The 16994-nt window shown below is 68.0% G+C and carries 15 protein-coding genes; 11 read left to right on the plus strand and 4 right to left on the minus strand.

All coding sequences use genetic code 11. The features are described 5' to 3' along the window. Nucleotides 1-5: 5 nt before the first annotated feature. A complete protein-coding gene (gene tssH, locus ACO1BU_RS02005; RefSeq protein ID WP_424134226.1) occupies nt 6-2648 on the minus strand; it encodes a type VI secretion system ATPase TssH in 2643 nt (880 codons plus the stop codon). A 366-nt stretch (nt 2649-3014) separates the two neighbouring features. On the opposite strand from tssH, the gene tssA reads away from it, so the two are divergent. The 11 genes from tssA to ACO1BU_RS02060 all read left to right on the plus strand — a co-directional run bounded on the left by tssA (nt 3015) and on the right by ACO1BU_RS02060 (nt 15324). Further along, nucleotides 3015-4145: a type VI secretion system protein TssA gene (tssA, locus tag ACO1BU_RS02010; protein ID WP_424134227.1), complete on the plus strand. Its 1131-nt coding sequence runs from the start codon at nt 3015-3017 to the stop codon at nt 4143-4145. A 44-nt stretch (nt 4146-4189) separates the two neighbouring features. Then, complete coding sequence (tssB, locus tag ACO1BU_RS02015) at nt 4190-4810, plus strand: type VI secretion system contractile sheath small subunit (RefSeq protein ID WP_424134228.1); 621 nt, start codon at nt 4190-4192, stop codon at nt 4808-4810. A 4-nt stretch (nt 4811-4814) separates the two neighbouring features. Then, nucleotides 4815-6308: a type VI secretion system contractile sheath large subunit gene (tssC, locus tag ACO1BU_RS02020; protein ID WP_424134229.1), complete on the plus strand. Its 1494-nt coding sequence runs from the start codon at nt 4815-4817 to the stop codon at nt 6306-6308. Between the two features lie 21 nt (nt 6309-6329). Next, entirely contained in the window at nt 6330-7832 is a 1503-nt protein-coding gene (gene tssC / locus ACO1BU_RS02025; protein ID WP_424134230.1) for a type VI secretion system contractile sheath large subunit, read from the plus strand. 27 nt (nt 7833-7859) lie between these two features. Then, nucleotides 7860-8672, plus strand: a complete 813-nt coding sequence (locus ACO1BU_RS02030; protein ID WP_424134231.1) for a type VI secretion system accessory protein TagJ — start codon at nt 7860-7862, stop codon at nt 8670-8672. Nucleotides 8673-8703: 31 nt separating this feature from the next. Then, on the plus strand, nt 8704-9189 hold the full coding sequence (gene tssE, locus ACO1BU_RS02035; RefSeq protein WP_424134232.1) for a type VI secretion system baseplate subunit TssE: 486 nt from the start codon (nt 8704-8706) through the stop codon (nt 9187-9189). Nucleotides 9190-9199: 10 nt separating this feature from the next. Then, nucleotides 9200-11029 carry a type VI secretion system baseplate subunit TssF gene (tssF, locus tag ACO1BU_RS02040; protein ID WP_424134233.1) on the plus strand — a complete coding sequence of 610 codons (1830 nt, stop codon included), beginning with the start codon at nt 9200-9202 and terminating at the stop codon, nt 11027-11029. Then, the gene (gene tssG / locus ACO1BU_RS02045) at nt 11026-12117 is read left to right on the plus strand and encodes a type VI secretion system baseplate subunit TssG (protein WP_424134234.1); all 1092 of its coding nucleotides are present in this window, start codon (nt 11026-11028) and stop codon (nt 12115-12117) included. The genes tssF and tssG overlap by 4 nt, the downstream gene beginning before the upstream one ends. A 30-nt stretch (nt 12118-12147) precedes the next feature. Then, nucleotides 12148-13635, plus strand: coding sequence for a class I SAM-dependent methyltransferase (locus ACO1BU_RS02050; protein ID WP_424134235.1), 1488 nt, complete (start codon nt 12148-12150; stop codon nt 13633-13635). 66 nt (nt 13636-13701) lie between these two features. Next, nucleotides 13702-14325, plus strand: a complete 624-nt coding sequence (locus tag ACO1BU_RS02055) for an OmpA family protein (protein ID WP_424134236.1) — start codon at nt 13702-13704, stop codon at nt 14323-14325. Between the two features lie 18 nt (nt 14326-14343). Continuing rightward, nucleotides 14344-15324, plus strand: coding sequence for a hypothetical protein (locus tag ACO1BU_RS02060; protein WP_424134237.1), 981 nt, complete (start codon nt 14344-14346; stop codon nt 15322-15324). A gap of 37 nt (nt 15325-15361) precedes the next feature. Here the strand turns inward: ACO1BU_RS02060 and ACO1BU_RS02065 are convergent, their stop codons facing one another. Genes ACO1BU_RS02065 through ACO1BU_RS02075 form a run of 3 tightly spaced genes read right to left on the minus strand, consistent with a single transcriptional unit; the run spans nt 15362 to nt 16938 of the window. Continuing rightward, entirely contained in the window at nt 15362-15838 is a 477-nt protein-coding gene (locus ACO1BU_RS02065; protein ID WP_424134238.1) for a DUF3597 domain-containing protein, read from the minus strand. Between the two features lie 59 nt (nt 15839-15897). Next, nucleotides 15898-16392, minus strand: coding sequence for an Lrp/AsnC family transcriptional regulator (locus ACO1BU_RS02070; RefSeq protein WP_424134239.1), 495 nt, complete (start codon nt 16390-16392; stop codon nt 15898-15900). Between the two features lie 42 nt (nt 16393-16434). Beyond that, nucleotides 16435-16938 carry a cupin domain-containing protein gene (locus tag ACO1BU_RS02075; protein ID WP_424134240.1) on the minus strand — a complete coding sequence of 168 codons (504 nt, stop codon included), beginning with the start codon at nt 16936-16938 and terminating at the stop codon, nt 16435-16437. Nucleotides 16939-16994: the final 56 nt, after the last annotated feature.

Here is a 16994-nt window from a genome sequence, read left to right on the forward strand (position 1 = left end):
CCGACCTAGCCGAGCGCGTAGGTGAAACCACCCTCCGTTCCGATACCCACCTTCACGCTTCCGATCTGGTCGCCTCCGGCGAGGCGTTCCAGAACCAGGGCGGAAAGCTCGGGAAGAAGCGTGCGGTTCAAGATGGTCTCGATGTTACGAGCGCCACTCTCCGATTCTTGGCAGCGCGCCACGATCGTATCAAGAACCTCAGGCGCCGCCTCGAAACTGGCACCGTAGCTCTCCCTCACGCGGCGGGCGATGCGCTTCATGTTTAGTCCGACGATCTGCCGCAAGGTGTCATCCGCCAGGGGATAATAGATCACGACATTGCAGCGGCCGAGAAAGGCGGGCTTGAAGTATTTCAGCAGGTCCGGGCGCAGCGCCTCGGCGAGCTGCTCTGGCTCAGGCGCCGTATCGGGATCGGCGCAGAGCTTGGCAATCGTGTCCGTACCGGCATTGGAAGTCATGATGATGACAGAGTTTCGGAAATCGATATCCCGTCCCTCCCCGTCCTTCATGTTGCCTTTGTCGAACACGTTGTAGAACACGTCCTGTACGCCGGGATGGGCCTTCTCCATCTCGTCCAGCAGGATCACGGAATAGGGCCGGCGCCGCACCGCCTCGGTCAGCACGCCGCCCTCGCCATAGCCGACATAGCCGGGGGGCGAGCCCATCAGGAGGGAGACCTTATGCTCCTCCTTGAACTCGCTCATGTTGATCGTGGTCAGGTTCTGCTCGCCACCATAGAGTAGGTCGGCGACGGCGAGCGCGGTCTCGGTCTTCCCGACGCCGGAGGTGCCGGCGAAAAGGAAGACGCCGATCGGCTTGCGTGGATCAGCAAGGCCGGCGCGAGATACGCGGATCGCCTGCGCGATCGCCTCCAGCGCGTGGGACTGGCCGATGACCCGCTCCTTGAGCTTCTCCTTCAGGTTCAGCACGGTGCCAATTTCATCGGAGACCATGCGGCCGACCGGGATGCCGGTCCAGGTCTCGACCACCTCGGCGACGGCGACACCATCCACCACGGGGTGGACCAGCGGGTTCTCGCCCTGGATCGCATGAAGCTCGGCAGTGGTCGCGGCCAGCGCCTCCCGGTCCGCGGCGCAGTCGGCACTGTCCTCCGCGGATTCGAGCGCGTGGCGAAGGGCAAGAACCTTCTCGACGAGGCTCTTCTCTGTCTTCCAGCGTCCCTCCAGAGCGGCGAGATCGGCGGCGACAGTCGCCGCCTCCTCCTCCAGCGTTGCCTGACGCGCGGCATGGTCGCCACCGGCGGCCATCTCGCGCTTCAGAGCCTTCAGTTCGGTCTCGATCAGCGCGGCGCGGCGTTGGCGGTCCTCGATCGCGGCGGGGATCGCGGCCTGACTCATACCCACGCGGGCGCAGGCCGTGTCGAGCAGCGAAACACCCTTGTCGGGCAGCTGGCGCGCCGGAATGTAGCGGGCGGATAGACGCACCGCTTCCTCTACCGCGCTGTCAAGGATGCGAACCTTGTGGTGCTTCTCCAGCACCGGCACCAGGCCGCGCAGCATGGCCTGGGCCAGAGGCACGGAGGGCTCTTCCACCTTCACCACCTGGAAGCGGCGGGTCAGAGCTGCATCTTTTTCGAAGTAGCGCTTGTACTCGGCCCAGGTGGTTGCGGCGATGCAGCGCAGCTCGCCGCGCGCCAGCGCAGGCTTGAGCAGATTCGCCGCATCGTTCTGCCCGGCCTGGCCGCCCGCCCCAATCAGCGTATGCGCCTCGTCAATGAACAGGAGGACGGGCGTTGGCGACGACTTCACGCCATCGATCACGCCGCGCAGGCGATTCTCGAACTCGCCCTTCACTCCCGCACCGGCCTGAAGCAGGCCGAGGTCGAGGGAGAGGAGGCGCACATTCTTCAGCGCCTCCGGAACGTCGCCAGCGGCGATGCGGAGTGCGAGTCCTTCCACCACCGCCGTCTTGCCGACACCGGCCTCGCCCGTGAGGATCGGGTTGTTCTGGCGGCGACGCGTCAGGATATCGACCATCTGACGGATTTCTCCGTCGCGGCCGAGGATCGGGTCAATCTTGCCGGCCTTCGCCTGGGCGGTGAGATCAGCGCAGAACTGCTGCAGCGGGCCGTTGCCGGCACCGGCCGGAGCGCCGGGCGCGGCCGCGCCAGCGCCGCCCGGGGCAGCGGCCGTCTCCGCGCCGGCCTGAGCCGCTTCCTCGCTGTCCTTTGCAATAGTGACGAGGTCCTTGCGCACCGTCGCCTCGGGGATGGCGGCGAGGCTCGGTGAGCTGTCACGCAGGTTGCGCGCCAGGCCTTCGTCACCCAGCAGCGCCGCGAGCATGTGGCCCGATCGGATTCGGCCTGCGTTGCCTTCGAGCGAGGCGATCAGCCAAGCCTCGCGCAGCCAGGTGACTAGATCGGGAGAGAGAGAGGGCGCACGTGCATTCCCCGTCTTGAAACGGTCCAGCGCGCGGTTCAGCTCAGCGGTCGCGCGGCCCGCGTCGATGTTCATGTGCTTCAGAATCGCGGCGACATCACTGCCGGCGGTTTCCACCAGCTTCAGCAGGACGTGCTCCACTTCCACATTGTAGTGGGTGCGAGAAAGCGTGAGGCCCGCAGCGGCCTCCAGCTGGCGCCGGGCAAGCCCGGTCAGCCGCGCGACGAGCGCCTTGAGGTCGATAGCCACCACTGCCGTGGATCTCCACTTCCTCCGGGCAGCGCCGCCTGGCGCTGGCTCCGCTTCACGACGCCGACACCCCCACGGGCCGACTTCGTTGCGTCTTCATACAGGACGGAACCTATGTGGAAGGCGGTTGGAATGTCCAGCGGGGTACAACCCAAAACCGGAAGTGCCGCCAAATTTTTCCCGAACACCGTACAATCTTCGTCATGCACGTCGCAATCTTTCGTAGATCGGCCGCTTCCGAACATTTTCCGATCGGACATGAAAATTTTGATACCGTTTGCCGAATTCGCTCTCTTTTGAGCGATATCGGTTGCGTACCGTCAAGCCTCCTTTTAGCTTCCCGCTTCCCCATCGCAGGACCCCTGAATGGCCGAGGACGTGCTCGATCTTTCAGCGTTGCTTTCCGCCCCCGCGAACGGGGTGGATCCGCGCGAGGATCCCTCCTCCGTCTCGCCCTATCGGCGCATGAAGGACGCGCGCACTGAAGCGCGTGACGAGGAGCGTGCGCGCGATGCAGAAGGCGAGGAAGACGCGCCGGTCGCAGATGGATGGCGACTCGTCCGCAAGCTGGGCGAGGAGATGATCAGCGGTGGAACGCGCGATTTCGAAGTGGCCACATGGCTGACGGAGGCCCTGGTGCGTCAGCATGGGCTTTCCGGACTGATCACCGGAACGCGGCTCCTGCACACGCTGCTCGACACGGCCTGGGACGAAGGCTTCCCGGCTCCCGACGCGGACGGGATTGAAGACCGCAGTATCATCATTGGCGGGCTTTCGGGTGCTTCCGCCGATGGCACGATCATGCAGCCGCTCCGCCGCCTACCACTCTTCCGGCGTGGCGACGGCTCGCCTCTGCCCCTTTACCGCTTTGACCAGGCGGAGGAGGTGGCCGGTAACCCGAACCAGGAGTTCCGCGAGCGTCGCTATGCCGCCGGCGTGCCGGAGCTGGCGGCGCTGGAGGCGGAGGCGAGCGCTGCGCGGCCGGGGCTGCGGGCCATCGCCGCAGATGCGGCGCAGGCACTCGAGATCTGGCGGAACTTCGACAGTGCCCTGATGGAGCGCTTTTCCAGCTATGGCGAGGTGCCGACCTCGCGCGTCTTGCGCCTGCTGGAGCGCTTGCAGGAGGTCGCGCAGAAGCTAGGCGGTGCAGCGCCGGCCGAGGCATCTGGCACCGCACCAGAGGAGATGGCGGCGCCGGACGGAGCCCTCGCCGCGGGGATGTCCGGCGCGCCGGTTCAGGCGCCCGGCGCGATGAGCCTGGGCGACCCGAACGCGGCCATTGCCAGCCGGGAAGCTGCCCTGAGTATGCTCGAGCGCATCGCCGACTTCTTCGAGAAGACCGAGCCACACTCTCCGCTGGCTTATACATTGCGGGACGCAGCCCGACGCGGGCGCATGACCCTGCCAGAATTGCTTGCGGAAGTGCTGTCTGACGAAACAGCACGGACGGGCATGCTTTCGGCCCTGGGCATCCGCCCTCCGCAGCCGGAATATTAAGGGAATCGCAATGACGTTGACGGTTCGTTCTGACGGCCGCTACGTTGAGCCCGGAGGGGCCTGCGCGACGAGGCGTGACGTCGCGCGTGAAGCGGTCATATCAGCCAGCAACGGCCATCACGCCCGCAACCAAGCCAGCAAACCCGGGGGGTACCCGCATGTCCGGCGTTCATGACAAGCTTAACCGCGTGCGCAAGCCGCGCGTCCATATTTCTTACGAAGTCGAGACGGAAGGCGCCGCGATCCAGCGGGAGCTCCCCTTCGTCGTCGGCGTCATGGGTGACTTCGCGGGTGACCCAGCCGAGCCACTGAAGCCGCTGGCCGACCGCAAGTTCACGCAGATCGACCGCGACAACTTCAACGACGTCATGGCGCGCATCGCGCCGGGCCTGAATATCAAGGTCGCCAACACCCTGGCCGATGACGGCAGCGAGATGGCGGTGAACCTGAAGTTCCGCTCGATGGAAGACTTTGAGCCAGCGCGCGTGGCGGAGCAGGTGCCGGCGCTGAAGGCGCTGCTCGATACCCGCGCCAAGCTGCGTGACCTGATGAGCAAGGCCGACATGTCCGAGGAGCTGGAGGGCCTGCTGGAGCAGGTTCTGCAGGACAAGGACAAGCTGAAGTCGCTGTCCAGCGAACTTGGCCTCGACGCGAAGGAGGGCTGAGACCATGAGCGAGACGCAGGCTGGCGCCCAGGGCGCGACTGTTACCACCGAGGAAGGTGGGCTTTCCCTTCTGGATCAGGTCGTCGGGGCGACCCGGCAGACCGAGAAGGACCGCGCGCAGGAGCTGATCAAGGCCCTGGCGGAAGAAGCGCTGAAGGGCACGGTGACCTTCAGCCGCAACATGACGCAGACCTTCAACCGGGCCGTGGCGGCGCTGGACGAGAAGATCAGCAAGCAGCTGAACGCGGTGATGCACCACCCGCGCTTCCTGAAGCTGGAAGGCTCCTGGCGCGGCCTGCACTACCTCGTCGACAAGAGCGAGACGGGCACCTCCCTCAAGCTCCGCATGCTCCAGCTCTCCAAGAAGGAGCTGCATCGCGATCTGACCAAGGCGGTAGAGTTCGACCAGAGCCAACTCTTCAAGAAGATCTATGAGAGCGAGTTCGGCCTGCCGGGCGGTGAGCCCTATGGCGCGCTGATCGGCGACTACGAGTGGACCTCGCATCCCGAGGACATCGAGAGCCTGCAGCAGATGTCCTCCGTCGCCGCGGCAGGTTTTGCGCCCTTCATCTCGGGCGTCGGTGCCGGCATGTTCGGCTTCAAGGACTGGACCGAGCTGTCCAAGCCGCGCGACCTCGCGAAGATATTCGAGACGCAGGAATACACGAAGTGGCGCTCCTTCCGCGAGCGCGAGGACAGCCGCTTCGTTTCCCTCGTGATGCCGCGCGTGATCGCGCGCCTGCCTTATGGCGCCGCGACCAAGCCCGTGGAGGAGTTCGGCTATGAGGAGGCCGAGTTCAACGCCGACGGCTCCGCCAAGGCGATGAACCACGAGGACTACTGCTGGATGAACGCCGCCTATGTGATGGGCGCGCGTCTCACCGATGCCTTCGCCCAGTATGGCTGGTGCACGGCGATCCGCGGCGCGGAAGGCGGCGGCAAGGTGACGGACCTGCCGAACCACGTCTTCACCAGCGATGACGGCGACCTGGACGCCAAGTGCCCGACGGAGATTGCCATCACCGACCGGCGCGAGGCGGAACTGTCCAATCTCGGCTTCCTGCCGCTCTGCCACTATAAGAACACCGACTATGCCGTGTTCTTCGGGGCGCAGACTGTGCAGAAGCCGAAGAAGTATGACCGGCCCGAGGCGACAGCGAATGCCGCCATTTCGGCCCGCCTGCCCTATATCATGGCAACCAGCCGCTTCGCCCATTTCCTCAAGGTGATGGCGCGCGACAAGATCGGCTCCTTCATGGAGGCGAGCGACTGCGAGATCTGGCTGAACCGCTGGATCCAGAACTACGTGAATCCGATGGAGGGCGCTGGCCAGGAGAACCGGGCCAAGTTCCCGCTGCGGGAGGCGCAGATCGAGGTGCGGGAAATTCCGGGCAAGCCGGGTTCCTACAACGCGGTCGCGCATCTGCGCCCCTGGCTGCAGATGGAGGAGCTGACGACCTCCATGCGGATGGTGGCGCGGATCCCGCAGAAGAGCTGACGCGTCGCCGCGGCATCCCTGATGACGCCGCTGCGCGAGACGGTGCGGCAGGGTCGGTTCTTCGGCACCGCCCATGCCCAGTCGGCGGCCGCCCTGGCGGAATGGACCGCACAGCGGGATCGCGTGACGATCCTGCGCGATTGGTTCGGCGAGGCGGCGCTTGCCGGGATTCTCGCCGGACCCGATCCTGTCGAACGGCTGGAGGAGGCGATCGATCGCGACATCGCGGCGATCGATCGCCTTCTGTCGCGTGCGTTGGACGCGGTGCTGCACCATCCGCGGCTGCGGCGGCTGGAGGGTTCCTGGCGCGGCCTGCACTGGCTAGCGGGGCGAGCGGAGGGTGATCGGGCGGTCCGGCTGCGCCTCCTTCCGATCCGCTGGCAGGAGTTGGCCCGCGACCTGGAGCGCGCGGCGGAGTTCGACCAGTCCAACCTGTTCAAGAAACTCTACGAAGAGGAGTTCGGCATCGCGGGCGGCGAGCCTTACAGCCTTCTTCTCTGCGACCATGAGGTACAGCCCGGCCCTTCGGCAGGTCATCCCGTAGATGATGTGGCGGTGCTTGGGCGGCTGGCTTCCGTGGCGGCGGCCGCCTTCGCGCCGGTGCTGCTGCCGGCCTCCCCTGCCCTGCTCGGGCTGGAAAGCTTCGCCGAGGCGGGGCCGGCCAATGATCTCACCACCGCCCTTCGGGCCCCGGAGCGGCTGCGCTGGCGCAGCCTGGCGGGGCGGGAGGACACTCGCTTCCTCGGCCTCGTCCTGCCGCGCACCCTAGGGCGCCCGGCCTGGCGGGCCGATGGCACGCGGTCGGACCGGTTCATTTACCGGGAATATGTGCCGGACAGTGACGCGCGGGTCTGGACCGCGCCGGTCTATGCCATGGGTGCGGTCGCGCTGCGCGCTTTCTCCCGCTATCGCTGGCCGGCCGAGCTGCGCGGCGCGGAACCCTCGCTTATCGCTGGTGGCGGCGTGGTGGACGGCCTGCCGCATGAGCGCCTGCCTTCCGACCCGCCCGGCCCGCCGTCCCGCCCGCCGCTGGAGCTGACGTTAACGGACGAGCAGGAGCGGGCGCTGACGGACGCCAACATCATCGCCCTTTGTGGCCTGGAAGGGCTGCCGGAAGCGAGCTTCAGCGCCCTGCCCACCTTCCATCGCCCGCCGCGCATGACATCCGAGGTGGCCGATGCCAACCAACGCCTCTCGGCGCAGCTGAACAACGTGCTCTGTGTCTGCCGCTTCGCGCATTGCGTGAAGGTCATGGGGCGCGACATGATCGGTTCGCAGATTTCGCCGGAGGAGGTGGAGTTCCGGCTCATGCGCTGGCTCTCCACCCATGTCAGCGGCATGGCCGGCGGTGCCGAGTCCGCGGCGCGCTATCCGCTGCGCGATGCGCGGGTGGAGGTGCGGGAGCAGCCCGGCCGCCCGGGCAGCTATGGCTGCGTCGTTCATCTGCAGCCGCATTATCAGCTCGACGATGTCGGGGCGGTGTTCCGCCTCGTCACCGATCTGGACGCGCCCCGCGCCGCCTGACGCGCGCTACCACGAGGAGGAATCATCTTGCCCACGACCGCCGAGGCCCTTCGCGCCGGCGACCTGCCCGCCGCGATCTCCGCCGCCCAGGCCCAGGTAAAGGCCGCGCCGCGCGATGCCGATGCCCGTTGGCTGCTCGCGGAGCTGCTGCTGCTCCAGGGAGAAACCGAGCGGGCGGATAAGATGCTTGATGCCGCCGTGCTCGACGATCCTAACCCGGCGGTGCTGGAGTTCCGCCGCCTGTTGCGGGCCGAGACCGCGCGCGCCCAGGTCTGGGCCGAGGGGCGAGCGCCCGTTTTCCAGGGTCAGCAGGCTACCCCGGCACAGGAAGCCGCGCTGCGCGCTACCGTGCTGCTACGCACCGGTGACATCGCCGGGGCGGCAGCCGCGGCGGCGGAAGCTGAGGCGCTGCGCCCGCGCATCGCCGGGCAGGCCGAATTGGTCGACGGCCGTACCCTGAGCTTTGACGACCTGCGCGACGCAGATGACCTGGCCTCCCCAGGGCTGGAAATCCTGACCACGGCCGGCGAGCACATGCTCGTACCGCTGGAGCGCGTGTCCAGCCTCACCTTCACCCCGGGCCGCCGGCCGCGTGATATCGCGTGGCGGCGCGCGGATATCGTTCTAAAGGACGACTCCGAGGGTTCGATCTTCGTTACCGCCCTCTATCCGCGCGGCGGACTTCCGCTGACCGACGAGATGCGGCTGGGCCGGGTAACGGATTGGGAGGAGCTGACCGAAGGCGACGCCACCCTCGTGCGCGGCGCCGGGCAGCGGCTGTTGTTGGTCGGGGATGACGCCGTGCCGGTATCCCAGCTCGCCTCACTGCGGCTGTCCTGAGATCCGGTAGGCCAGGACCGGGAGGGATGCGATGAGCGACCAGCGCGGCGGGATGCGCGTGCGGCTGCCGCTTCTCGACCGGCTGCTGGACGAGGCGCCGGAGACGGTGCGCGACACCCCGCCCACCGCCACCCAGGCGATGGAGGTGCTGCGTGCCAGCGTGCGGCGTGACCTGGAGGCGCTGCTGAACGCGCGGCGCCGGCGCTGGCTGCTGCCCGAGAACATGCCGGCCCTGACGCGGTCTCCACTCGGCTACGGCATCCCCGACGCGACGTCCGGCAGCTATGCGCAGGAGGAGGCGCGGGAAGCGCTGGCGCGAGAGGTGGAAGCGGTGATCCGGCGCTTCGAGCCGCGGCTGACCAATGTCTCAGTGAACCTGCGCCCGGCCAATGAGCTGGACCGGACGCTACGGCTGCGTGTGACGGCCCTCCTGCGGACCGATCCGGTGCCCGAGCCCATTTCCTTCGACACAATGCTGGAATCCGTCAGCCACGAAGTGCGGGTGACGGAACGATGAGGCCCAGGACGTGAGCGAGAGCCTTCTGCCCTTCTACAATGCGGAGCTGGAGGCGCTGCGCAAGGCGGCGGGCGAGTTCGCCGAGGCGCATCCGAAGATCGCCGGTCGCCTGCGCCTCACCCGTGACGGCATGGGGGATGATCCGCATGTGGAGCGGCTGCTGGAGGGCACTGCCTTCCTGGCTGCGCGGGTGCAGCACCGGCTGGAGGATGAGCTGCCGGAATTCAGCGACGCGCTGCTGGAACTCCTCTCCCCCCATCTCCTCGCGCCCGTGCCGAGCATGACAACGCTGCGTCTTTCGCCGCCGCCGGAAGCGCGCGGGCCGACGCGTGTGGAGCGCGGCCTGGCAGTGGAGACGGAGCCGGTCGCGGGCGGGCAGCCACTGCGCTACGTGACCTGCCACGACGTCACGCTCTGGCCGATCCGGATCGAGGCAGCGCGGCTGATGGGCTTGCCCTTCGCCGCACCGGTCAATCCGCGCGCGCCTCGCGCCGCTTCCTGCCTGCGCATCACGCTCCGCAGCGCGACGCCGGACCTGCCCTTCTCGGCGATCGAGCTCGACAAGCTACGCCTGCACCTACCGGGCACCGGCACCACCGCCTTCGCGCTGCATGAGCTGCTGTCGACTGCCTGCCTCGGCGTGGCGCTGGCCGAGGGCCCCGCCGATCCCGCGCCCACGCTGCTGCCTGCCACCGCCCTGCGCCCGGCCGGCATGACGCGGGAGGAAGCGGCGCTGCCCTGGCCGCGACGCGCCTTCGATGGGCACCGGCTGCTGACCGAGTATTTCGCCTTCCCCGAGAAGTTCCTCTACCTCGACCTGGAAGGGCTCGAGGCGCGCAGCCTGGTGCAGGCGGGGGACCGGCTGGAGGTCTTCATCTATCTCTCTCGCGGCGCCCCGGCACTGGAGCGCGCCGTGACGGCCGAGACGCTGTCCCTGCATTGCACCCCGGCGGTGAACCTCTTTCCTCAGCGCTGCGAGCCGATTGCGCTGGACGGCACGCAATCCGACTGGGTCGTGCTGCCCGATGCGCGCCGTCCGCGCGCGCTGGAGGTGCATTCCATCCGCCAGGTGCGCGAGACGCGGCCGGACGGCGTGCGCCGCAACGTGCAGCCTTTCCATCGCCTGGCGCGGGACACGGCGAACGAGAATGAGGCGGCCGAGGCGCAGTGGATCGCGCGACGCCTGCCCGCCCCCTCCCCGCTCACCGGCACCGAGACGCGGCTGATGCTGCGCGACACCGCCTTCGATCCGATGGCCCCGGCCGATGGGGTGCTGACCGTCGAGGCGCTCTGCACCAACCGCGACCTGCCGGACCTGCTGCCCTTTGGCGGCGGCCAGCCGCATCTGCGGATCGCCGAGGCGGCACCCGTGGCTTCGGCTGAGTGCCTCCGCGCGCCCAGTTCCACCCTGCGCTTTCCACTGCGGGAGCGCGGCGGATGGCGGCTCGTTTCGCATCTCGCGCTCAACCATCTCGGCGTGATGGGCGGCACCGATGCGGCGCTGGCCTTGCGGGAGATGCTGCGGCTGCACGACCTGCGCGACGCGCCGGAGACGCGCAATGCCATCGCCGCGCTGCTCTCGGTGGAGGCGAAGCCGGGGCTGGCGCGGATTCCCGGACAGCGGCCGGGCGTTTTCGCACGGGGCATCGACGTCACCCTTACCTTCGATCCGCAGGCCTGGGGCTCGGGCGGCCTCTATCTTCTCGCGGCGACGCTGGAGCATTTCCTGGCGCTGCAGATCTCGGTGAACGGCTTCGTGCGAACCCGCGCGGTGCTGCGGGGGCGGAGCGAGGCCGTGGCGGAGTGGCCGCCACGAAGCGGCACGCGAGTGCTGCTGTGAACAGCGACACGGAGGCCACGCCGGGCACCGTACCGCCGCCTGGAAACGATCCGGACGACACCATCCTCGGCGGCCTGCTCGACGCCACGATGCGCAGGGCGGCGCCCCTGCGGGGAAAGGCGCTGGCGGAGGCTGGACCGGGGGGGATGAGCGTGGCGGCACGGCTGAACGCCGAGCCCTCCCGCTTCGACCTGGATCAGGCCGCGCATGTCGTCGCGCGTGGCAGGGATGTCGCGGATCTTCCCTTCCGCAGTGTTGCCCGCCTGGATCTGCCGGTGGGCGAGGTGGCCGCCGCTGATGCGGCAGCAGGCAGCATCACAGCACCCAGCTTCGGGCTGATCGGGCCAAATGGCACCCTGCCCCGGCATTATACCGGCACGGCCGCCGCGGAGCAGCGCAACCTGCCGCCCAGCAAGCGACAGGACGGTGCTGCGCTGGTTGCCTTCCTGGAGATGCTGGCGCGCCGCTTCACCGGGCTCTGGGTCAAGGCCGGGGCGAAGGTTCGGCCAGCGCGGGACCCAAGCCGCGCGGATGCGGCCCTGGCGGCTGCCATCGGCATGGCCACGCCGGGGCTGGACGGGCGGCTGGCCACCCCGCTCTCCGGCCTGCTCTATCATGCCGGGCACCTGGCCAACCGCACCCGCAGCGCGGAACGGCTTGCCGCGCTGCTGGAGGAGGAAACGGGGCGCAAGGTCGAGATCGTGGAATTTGTGGGCGGTTGGCAGCGCGTGCCGCCGAAGGAGCGCAGCCGGCTCGGCGGCGCCTTCGCGCAACTGGGCGTTGACGCGGCCGCCGGGTCGCAGATCTGGGACCCTGCCGCGCGCTTCGTGATCCGCATCGGTCCCTTGGACTTGGCAGCCTTCATGGCGCTGCAGCCCGGCACAGTGGGCTTCCGCCGGATCAGCGAACTAACCCGGCTGCATGTCGGGCCGGAAGTCGATTTTGCCGTGAACCCCGTGCTGGCGGCCGGCGCTGTTCCGCCACTTCGGCTGGGTGCGGCCCGGCTGGGGCGCACGGGCTGGATCACCGCATCGCGCCCGCGCATGCGGGATGCCGCCGATGCCCTGTTGCGACCCGATGCTGCGTGAAACGCGGCCCATGAAAAGAGGAACACCGGAATGACGGCCTGGAGCCGCGGCTATGTCGCCGATTCACCCTACACCGCGGCCTATCATCCGGCGCAGGTACCCGCGCATCTCGCCCTGACCGCGGCCATCAACGGCGTGGCCTGGCGTCCGCGAGAGCAAATGACGGTCGTCGATATCGGCTGTGGCCGGGGCACGGTGATTGGTACCCTCGCCGCGTCAAATCCGGGCTGGAACTGCATCGGCATCGACTACAACCCAGCCCATGTGGCGGAACTGTCGGAGTTGGCGGATGCCGCGAGGCTCGAGAATCTCGGCGCGCTGGAGGCCGATGTCGCGGCGCTGTCCGAAGCCGAAATCGAACAGCTACCGCCGATCGACGTGGCCATGCTGCACGGCGTCTGGACCTGGGTCTCCGACGCGGTGCGCGACGGCATCGTGCGGCTGCTGCAGCGCCGGCTGAAGCCGGGCGGACTCGTCTACATTTCCTACAACGCGCTGCCTGGCTTCGGCGCGGATGCGGCGCTACAGCGCGTCATGCGCCTCGGCGCCTCAATGGAGGCCAAGGGAAACAGCACGGAGCGCGCCCAGGCCGGGATCCCGCTTGCGCGTGCGCTGCGCGATGCCGGCGCGGCGCATCTTGCGCATACGCCGATGCTGGAGCGCATGCTGTCGACGGATGCGCCGCTGAACGCGGCCTATCTCGCGCATGAAATGCTGACGGCCCATTGGCGCCCGGTCTTCTTCGCTGATCTGCTTGAGGCGCTGGGGCCGGCGCGGCTCGATTATGTCGGCAGTGCCACCCTGCATGAGAACCTGCCGGACATGGTGCTGGAACCTGCCCAGCGCGCGATCTGGGACGCGATGCCGGATGCCACGGCACGGGAGCTGGTGAAGGATATCTGCCTGCAGCGCCCCTTCCGCCGGGACGTCTTCATCCGCGGCGCGCGGCGGGTGGACCGGGAAGCGGCACTGGACTCGATCCTCATGGCCCAGGTCTCGAACCGGCCGAACGGGATCCCCTATCTTCCGACAGAGCGGGGCAAGGCCGAACTTCCCGAGCGGATCTCGGGCCCAGTGCTGGCGGCGCTGGCAGAGGGGCCGCAGACCATTGGTGAGCTGCGCAGCCGTCCCCCCGGCGCCCGGCTGACTCCTGAGGAGTTGCTGGTGATGCTGGAGGGCACCTTCACGGCCATGCCGATCTGGCGGCCCACGCCGGACGCTCACGCTTTAAGACGGGCGCGGCACTTCAACGTGGTAATGGCGGAGATGCATGCGCCCGGCGGCCTTGGCCATGACCGGCTCGCGCTCGCCTCGCCGCTGATCGGGGCCGGGCTTCCCTGCTCGCCGCTGGAGCTGGCCTTGGCGACGCAGCCCGACATTGCCGAGGTGGATGCGGCCGTGCTGACGGCGCGTCTTCAGCCCGGCATGGATGCTGCGGCGCAGGACGAGGCTGTCGCTGTCGCCAAGGAGGCGATCCGTGAGAGATTACCGTTCTGGAATCGATTCGGCATCACCTGACCATCCGCTGAAGCCCGGCCAATATCTGCCGCCCCGTTGAGGGCCGTCTGCATGAGGAACGACGCCATGCTGCCTTCCCACCGCCTTGCCCTGTCTCTCGGGGCAGCGCTCGCTGTCGTGACGCCGCTGGCGCCCGCGACAGCGCAGTCGGACTCGCGAGCCATGCAGCTGATCGAGCAGCTTCGCCCGGGAGGCAGCGGCACCCGTGGAATCCGGATGCCCGGCACGGAGGCGGCCACACCGGCCCCGAGCCTGGAGGCAGCGCCGGCCGGCAAGCAGCCGACTCAGGCCGCGGTCGTCCCACCCCCGCGTCACGCACAGACGACGGCGCCGTCCGGCACTCCCGCCGTCTCCATCACCGTGCAGTTCGCCACCAATTCCGCCAGCCTGACACCGACGGCCGAGCACGCGCTGACGCCGCTGGGCCAGGCTCTCTCCTCGCCTGAACTGGCGCCCTACCGCTTCCGGATCGAAGGCCACACGGACACGGTGGGCTCGGAGGAATCAAATCGTGAGCTGTCGCAGCGCCGCGCGGAGACGGTGCGGGCCTTCCTGATGCAGCGCTACGGCGTGCCAGCCAGCCGGCTGGAGGCGGTGGGACTGGGCGAAAGCCAGCTGCTGGTCGCGACTGGCGACAACCGCGCGGAGCAACGGAACCGGCGCGTCCAGGTTCTGAATATCGGCAGCTGATGTAGCGGGCCCGGCCGCATGCCCATAGCCGATCCGGACGACACCATACGTCTGACCCAGGCGCCACCCCGCCCGACCATGCCCCAGCACGGCCGTGGCAGCCGGTGGCACATCTGGGCTGGATCCAGCACCGTGCTGGTCGTCCTTCTCCTGGGTGCGGGGCTCTGGGCTTGGCGGAAAGAGGGCGAGGTACCCGCGGCGCCCGCCGCATCGGTCGCCCAGGCGCCGCCAACCGTCTCTATGGCTGTGGCCCCGGCGGCTTCCGCCATTCCGGTGATGGAGCGCGCCGCCGTACTGGACTGGCGCCCGGTCGAGACAACGCTGGTGCGGATGGCCGACCGGCCCGCTGTCTTCCTGATCGCCTTTCCTGACATGCGACAACAAGGGCGGATGATGAACCGCATCGCCGCGCTGGTGGAGAAGGCGCGCACGCCGCGTGACCGGGTGCTGGACGACGCCTCGCTCGCCGCCGCCATCGCGGCAGAGGGTGAGGATCCCGACACCTACTACTACGGCCACAACTACACGCTTGCGGATGTGGAGCGTTTCTTCGCCATGGCGCGAGCCTCGGGCGTTGCTCTCAATGCCGAGGAGGGCTGGCTCGAGGCGCGTCTGCCCATGATGCGCGTGGCCGTCGGAAACGGGCCCGGCGCCATCATAACCCTGCCCGGAGAGGATAGCCGGTTCGCTGCTTCCGCACGCCGGGCAGTGCTTGAGCATGAATCCGGCCATGGCCGCTTCTTCACCGACCCGCCTTTCGCCGATCACGTCATGCGCGCCTGGCGCGAGGTTTTCACGGAGGCCGATCGCGCCGCGTTCCGCCGCTTCCTGGCGAGCGAGGGCTATGACACCACTAATGAGCTGCTGATGGCCAATGAGGCCATGGCCTATCTGCTCTTCACGCCCGATGCGCGCTTCTTCGATCCGGCGCGCGACCTGCAGATGGATGCGGTCTCCGCAGAGCGGCTACGGGCCGCAATGCGTCCGGCGGAGCAGTAGGCGGCGATCGGCCTGCCGCTCCGCCGGCCCGGTTGAATCAGCCCTTCAGGCTGTCGGGCACCTTGCCGCCATTCTCCGCCAGCTTCTGCATGACCTGCTTGTGCAGCCAGATATTCATCGTGGCGGAATCATCGGTGTTGCCGGTATAGCCGAGTTCGCTGGCCAACTCCTTGCGGGCGGACAGGCTGCTGTCGAGGTCGAGCAGCTTCATCAGGTCCACAATGGAGGTCTGCCAATTCAGCTTCTGCGGGTTCTTCGAGGCCATGTCGGTCAGAACCGCCTCCACATCCACGGGCTGGGCGGGCGCGGGGGTGGCAGGCATGGGCGCCCCGGCAGCGGCAGGCGCCGGGCCGCCCGGCGCGGCGCCGCTCGGCAGGTCGCCCGAGGCGCCGGCGGATGGGCCTGCCGCCGGAGCACTTTGCGGAAGGGTGCCGATCGCCGCCTCGGGAGATGGGCTGGCGGCGGCGGCGGGGTGACCGAAGATCTTGGACATGATGGAGCGGAAGACGCTCATGGAACTCTCCTGACCGGAAGATACCCCGGCACAACGGCGCTGCGCTGCCCGGGTTGTCCCTACTCTTCCGGCTCCCGCCCTGACCGGTCGCGGAAGCGCCCGCGATGCAGCGGATAGGCGGTGGTGTATTTCAGCTGCTCCATGGCGAAGCGAGAGGTGACGTTGCGCATCGGCACCGCATTGATCAGGCGCTTGTAGAAGGCGTCGAACTCCGCCATCCCCGTCACGGCCACGCGAAGCATGTAGTCCACCTCACCGGCCATGCGGTGCGCCTCCATCACCTCCGGCATCTCGGCGATCGTGGCGGAGAAGGTGGAAAGCCATTCGGGCGTGTGGTCGCCGGCCTCGATCGCGACATAGACGATCAGGCCAACGCCGATTTTCTCCGCATCCACCAGGGCCACGCGGCGCGTGATGACGCCGTTCGCCTCCAGCTTCTGCACACGTTTCCAGCAGGGAGTCGGGGAAAGCCCGACTTTATCGGCAAGCTGCGCGACAGAGAGGGTGGCATCCTCTTGTAGCAGGCCGATGATCTTGCGGTCGATCTCGTCCATGTCGAGGCCGGCGGGCGGGGAGCTTGCCCCGCCCTCTCCGGGTCAGGCAGGCTTCTTCGTCATAAGGGTGGCGGAACTGACGTTCACCCATTCTGGATTCTCGGCCACTTCGATATCGGGGAGGTTGATCACGACCTCCTCAGTGCCGCTGCGGACAAGGGCGCAGTGGAGCACCTCGGTGGAAGAGGCGTTGATCTCCTGGTGCGGGACATAGGGCGGGACGAGGAAGAAGTCGCCGGCCTTCGCCTCGGTGATGAATTCCAGGCGGTCGCCCCAGCGCATATGGGCAGTGCCGGAAATGATATAGATCACGCTTTCCAGATGGCCGTGATGGTGCGGGCCGGTCCGGGAATTCGGCTCGATCCGGTTGGTGCCGGCCCAGAGATGGGTGGAGCCGGTACGGCTGCCGGAGATCGCGACCTCGCGGTTCATGCCGAGGGTCTCGGGCGTGTCGCAGCTCTTGGCCGTGGCAGCGACGTGGCGGATGCCCTTGTTGCGCCAGTCGTATCCAGCCGGGGGCTGCTTGGTGATGCTGCCGTCAGGCATGATCTGTTCCTCTTACTCTATCTTGCGACATCGTTCCCCTGAGCGGGGAAGGTTGC

The sequence above is a fragment of the Roseomonas chloroacetimidivorans genome (assembly GCF_049629625.1).
GTDB classification, from domain to species: Bacteria; Pseudomonadota; Alphaproteobacteria; order Acetobacterales; family Acetobacteraceae; genus Roseomonas; species Roseomonas chloroacetimidivorans.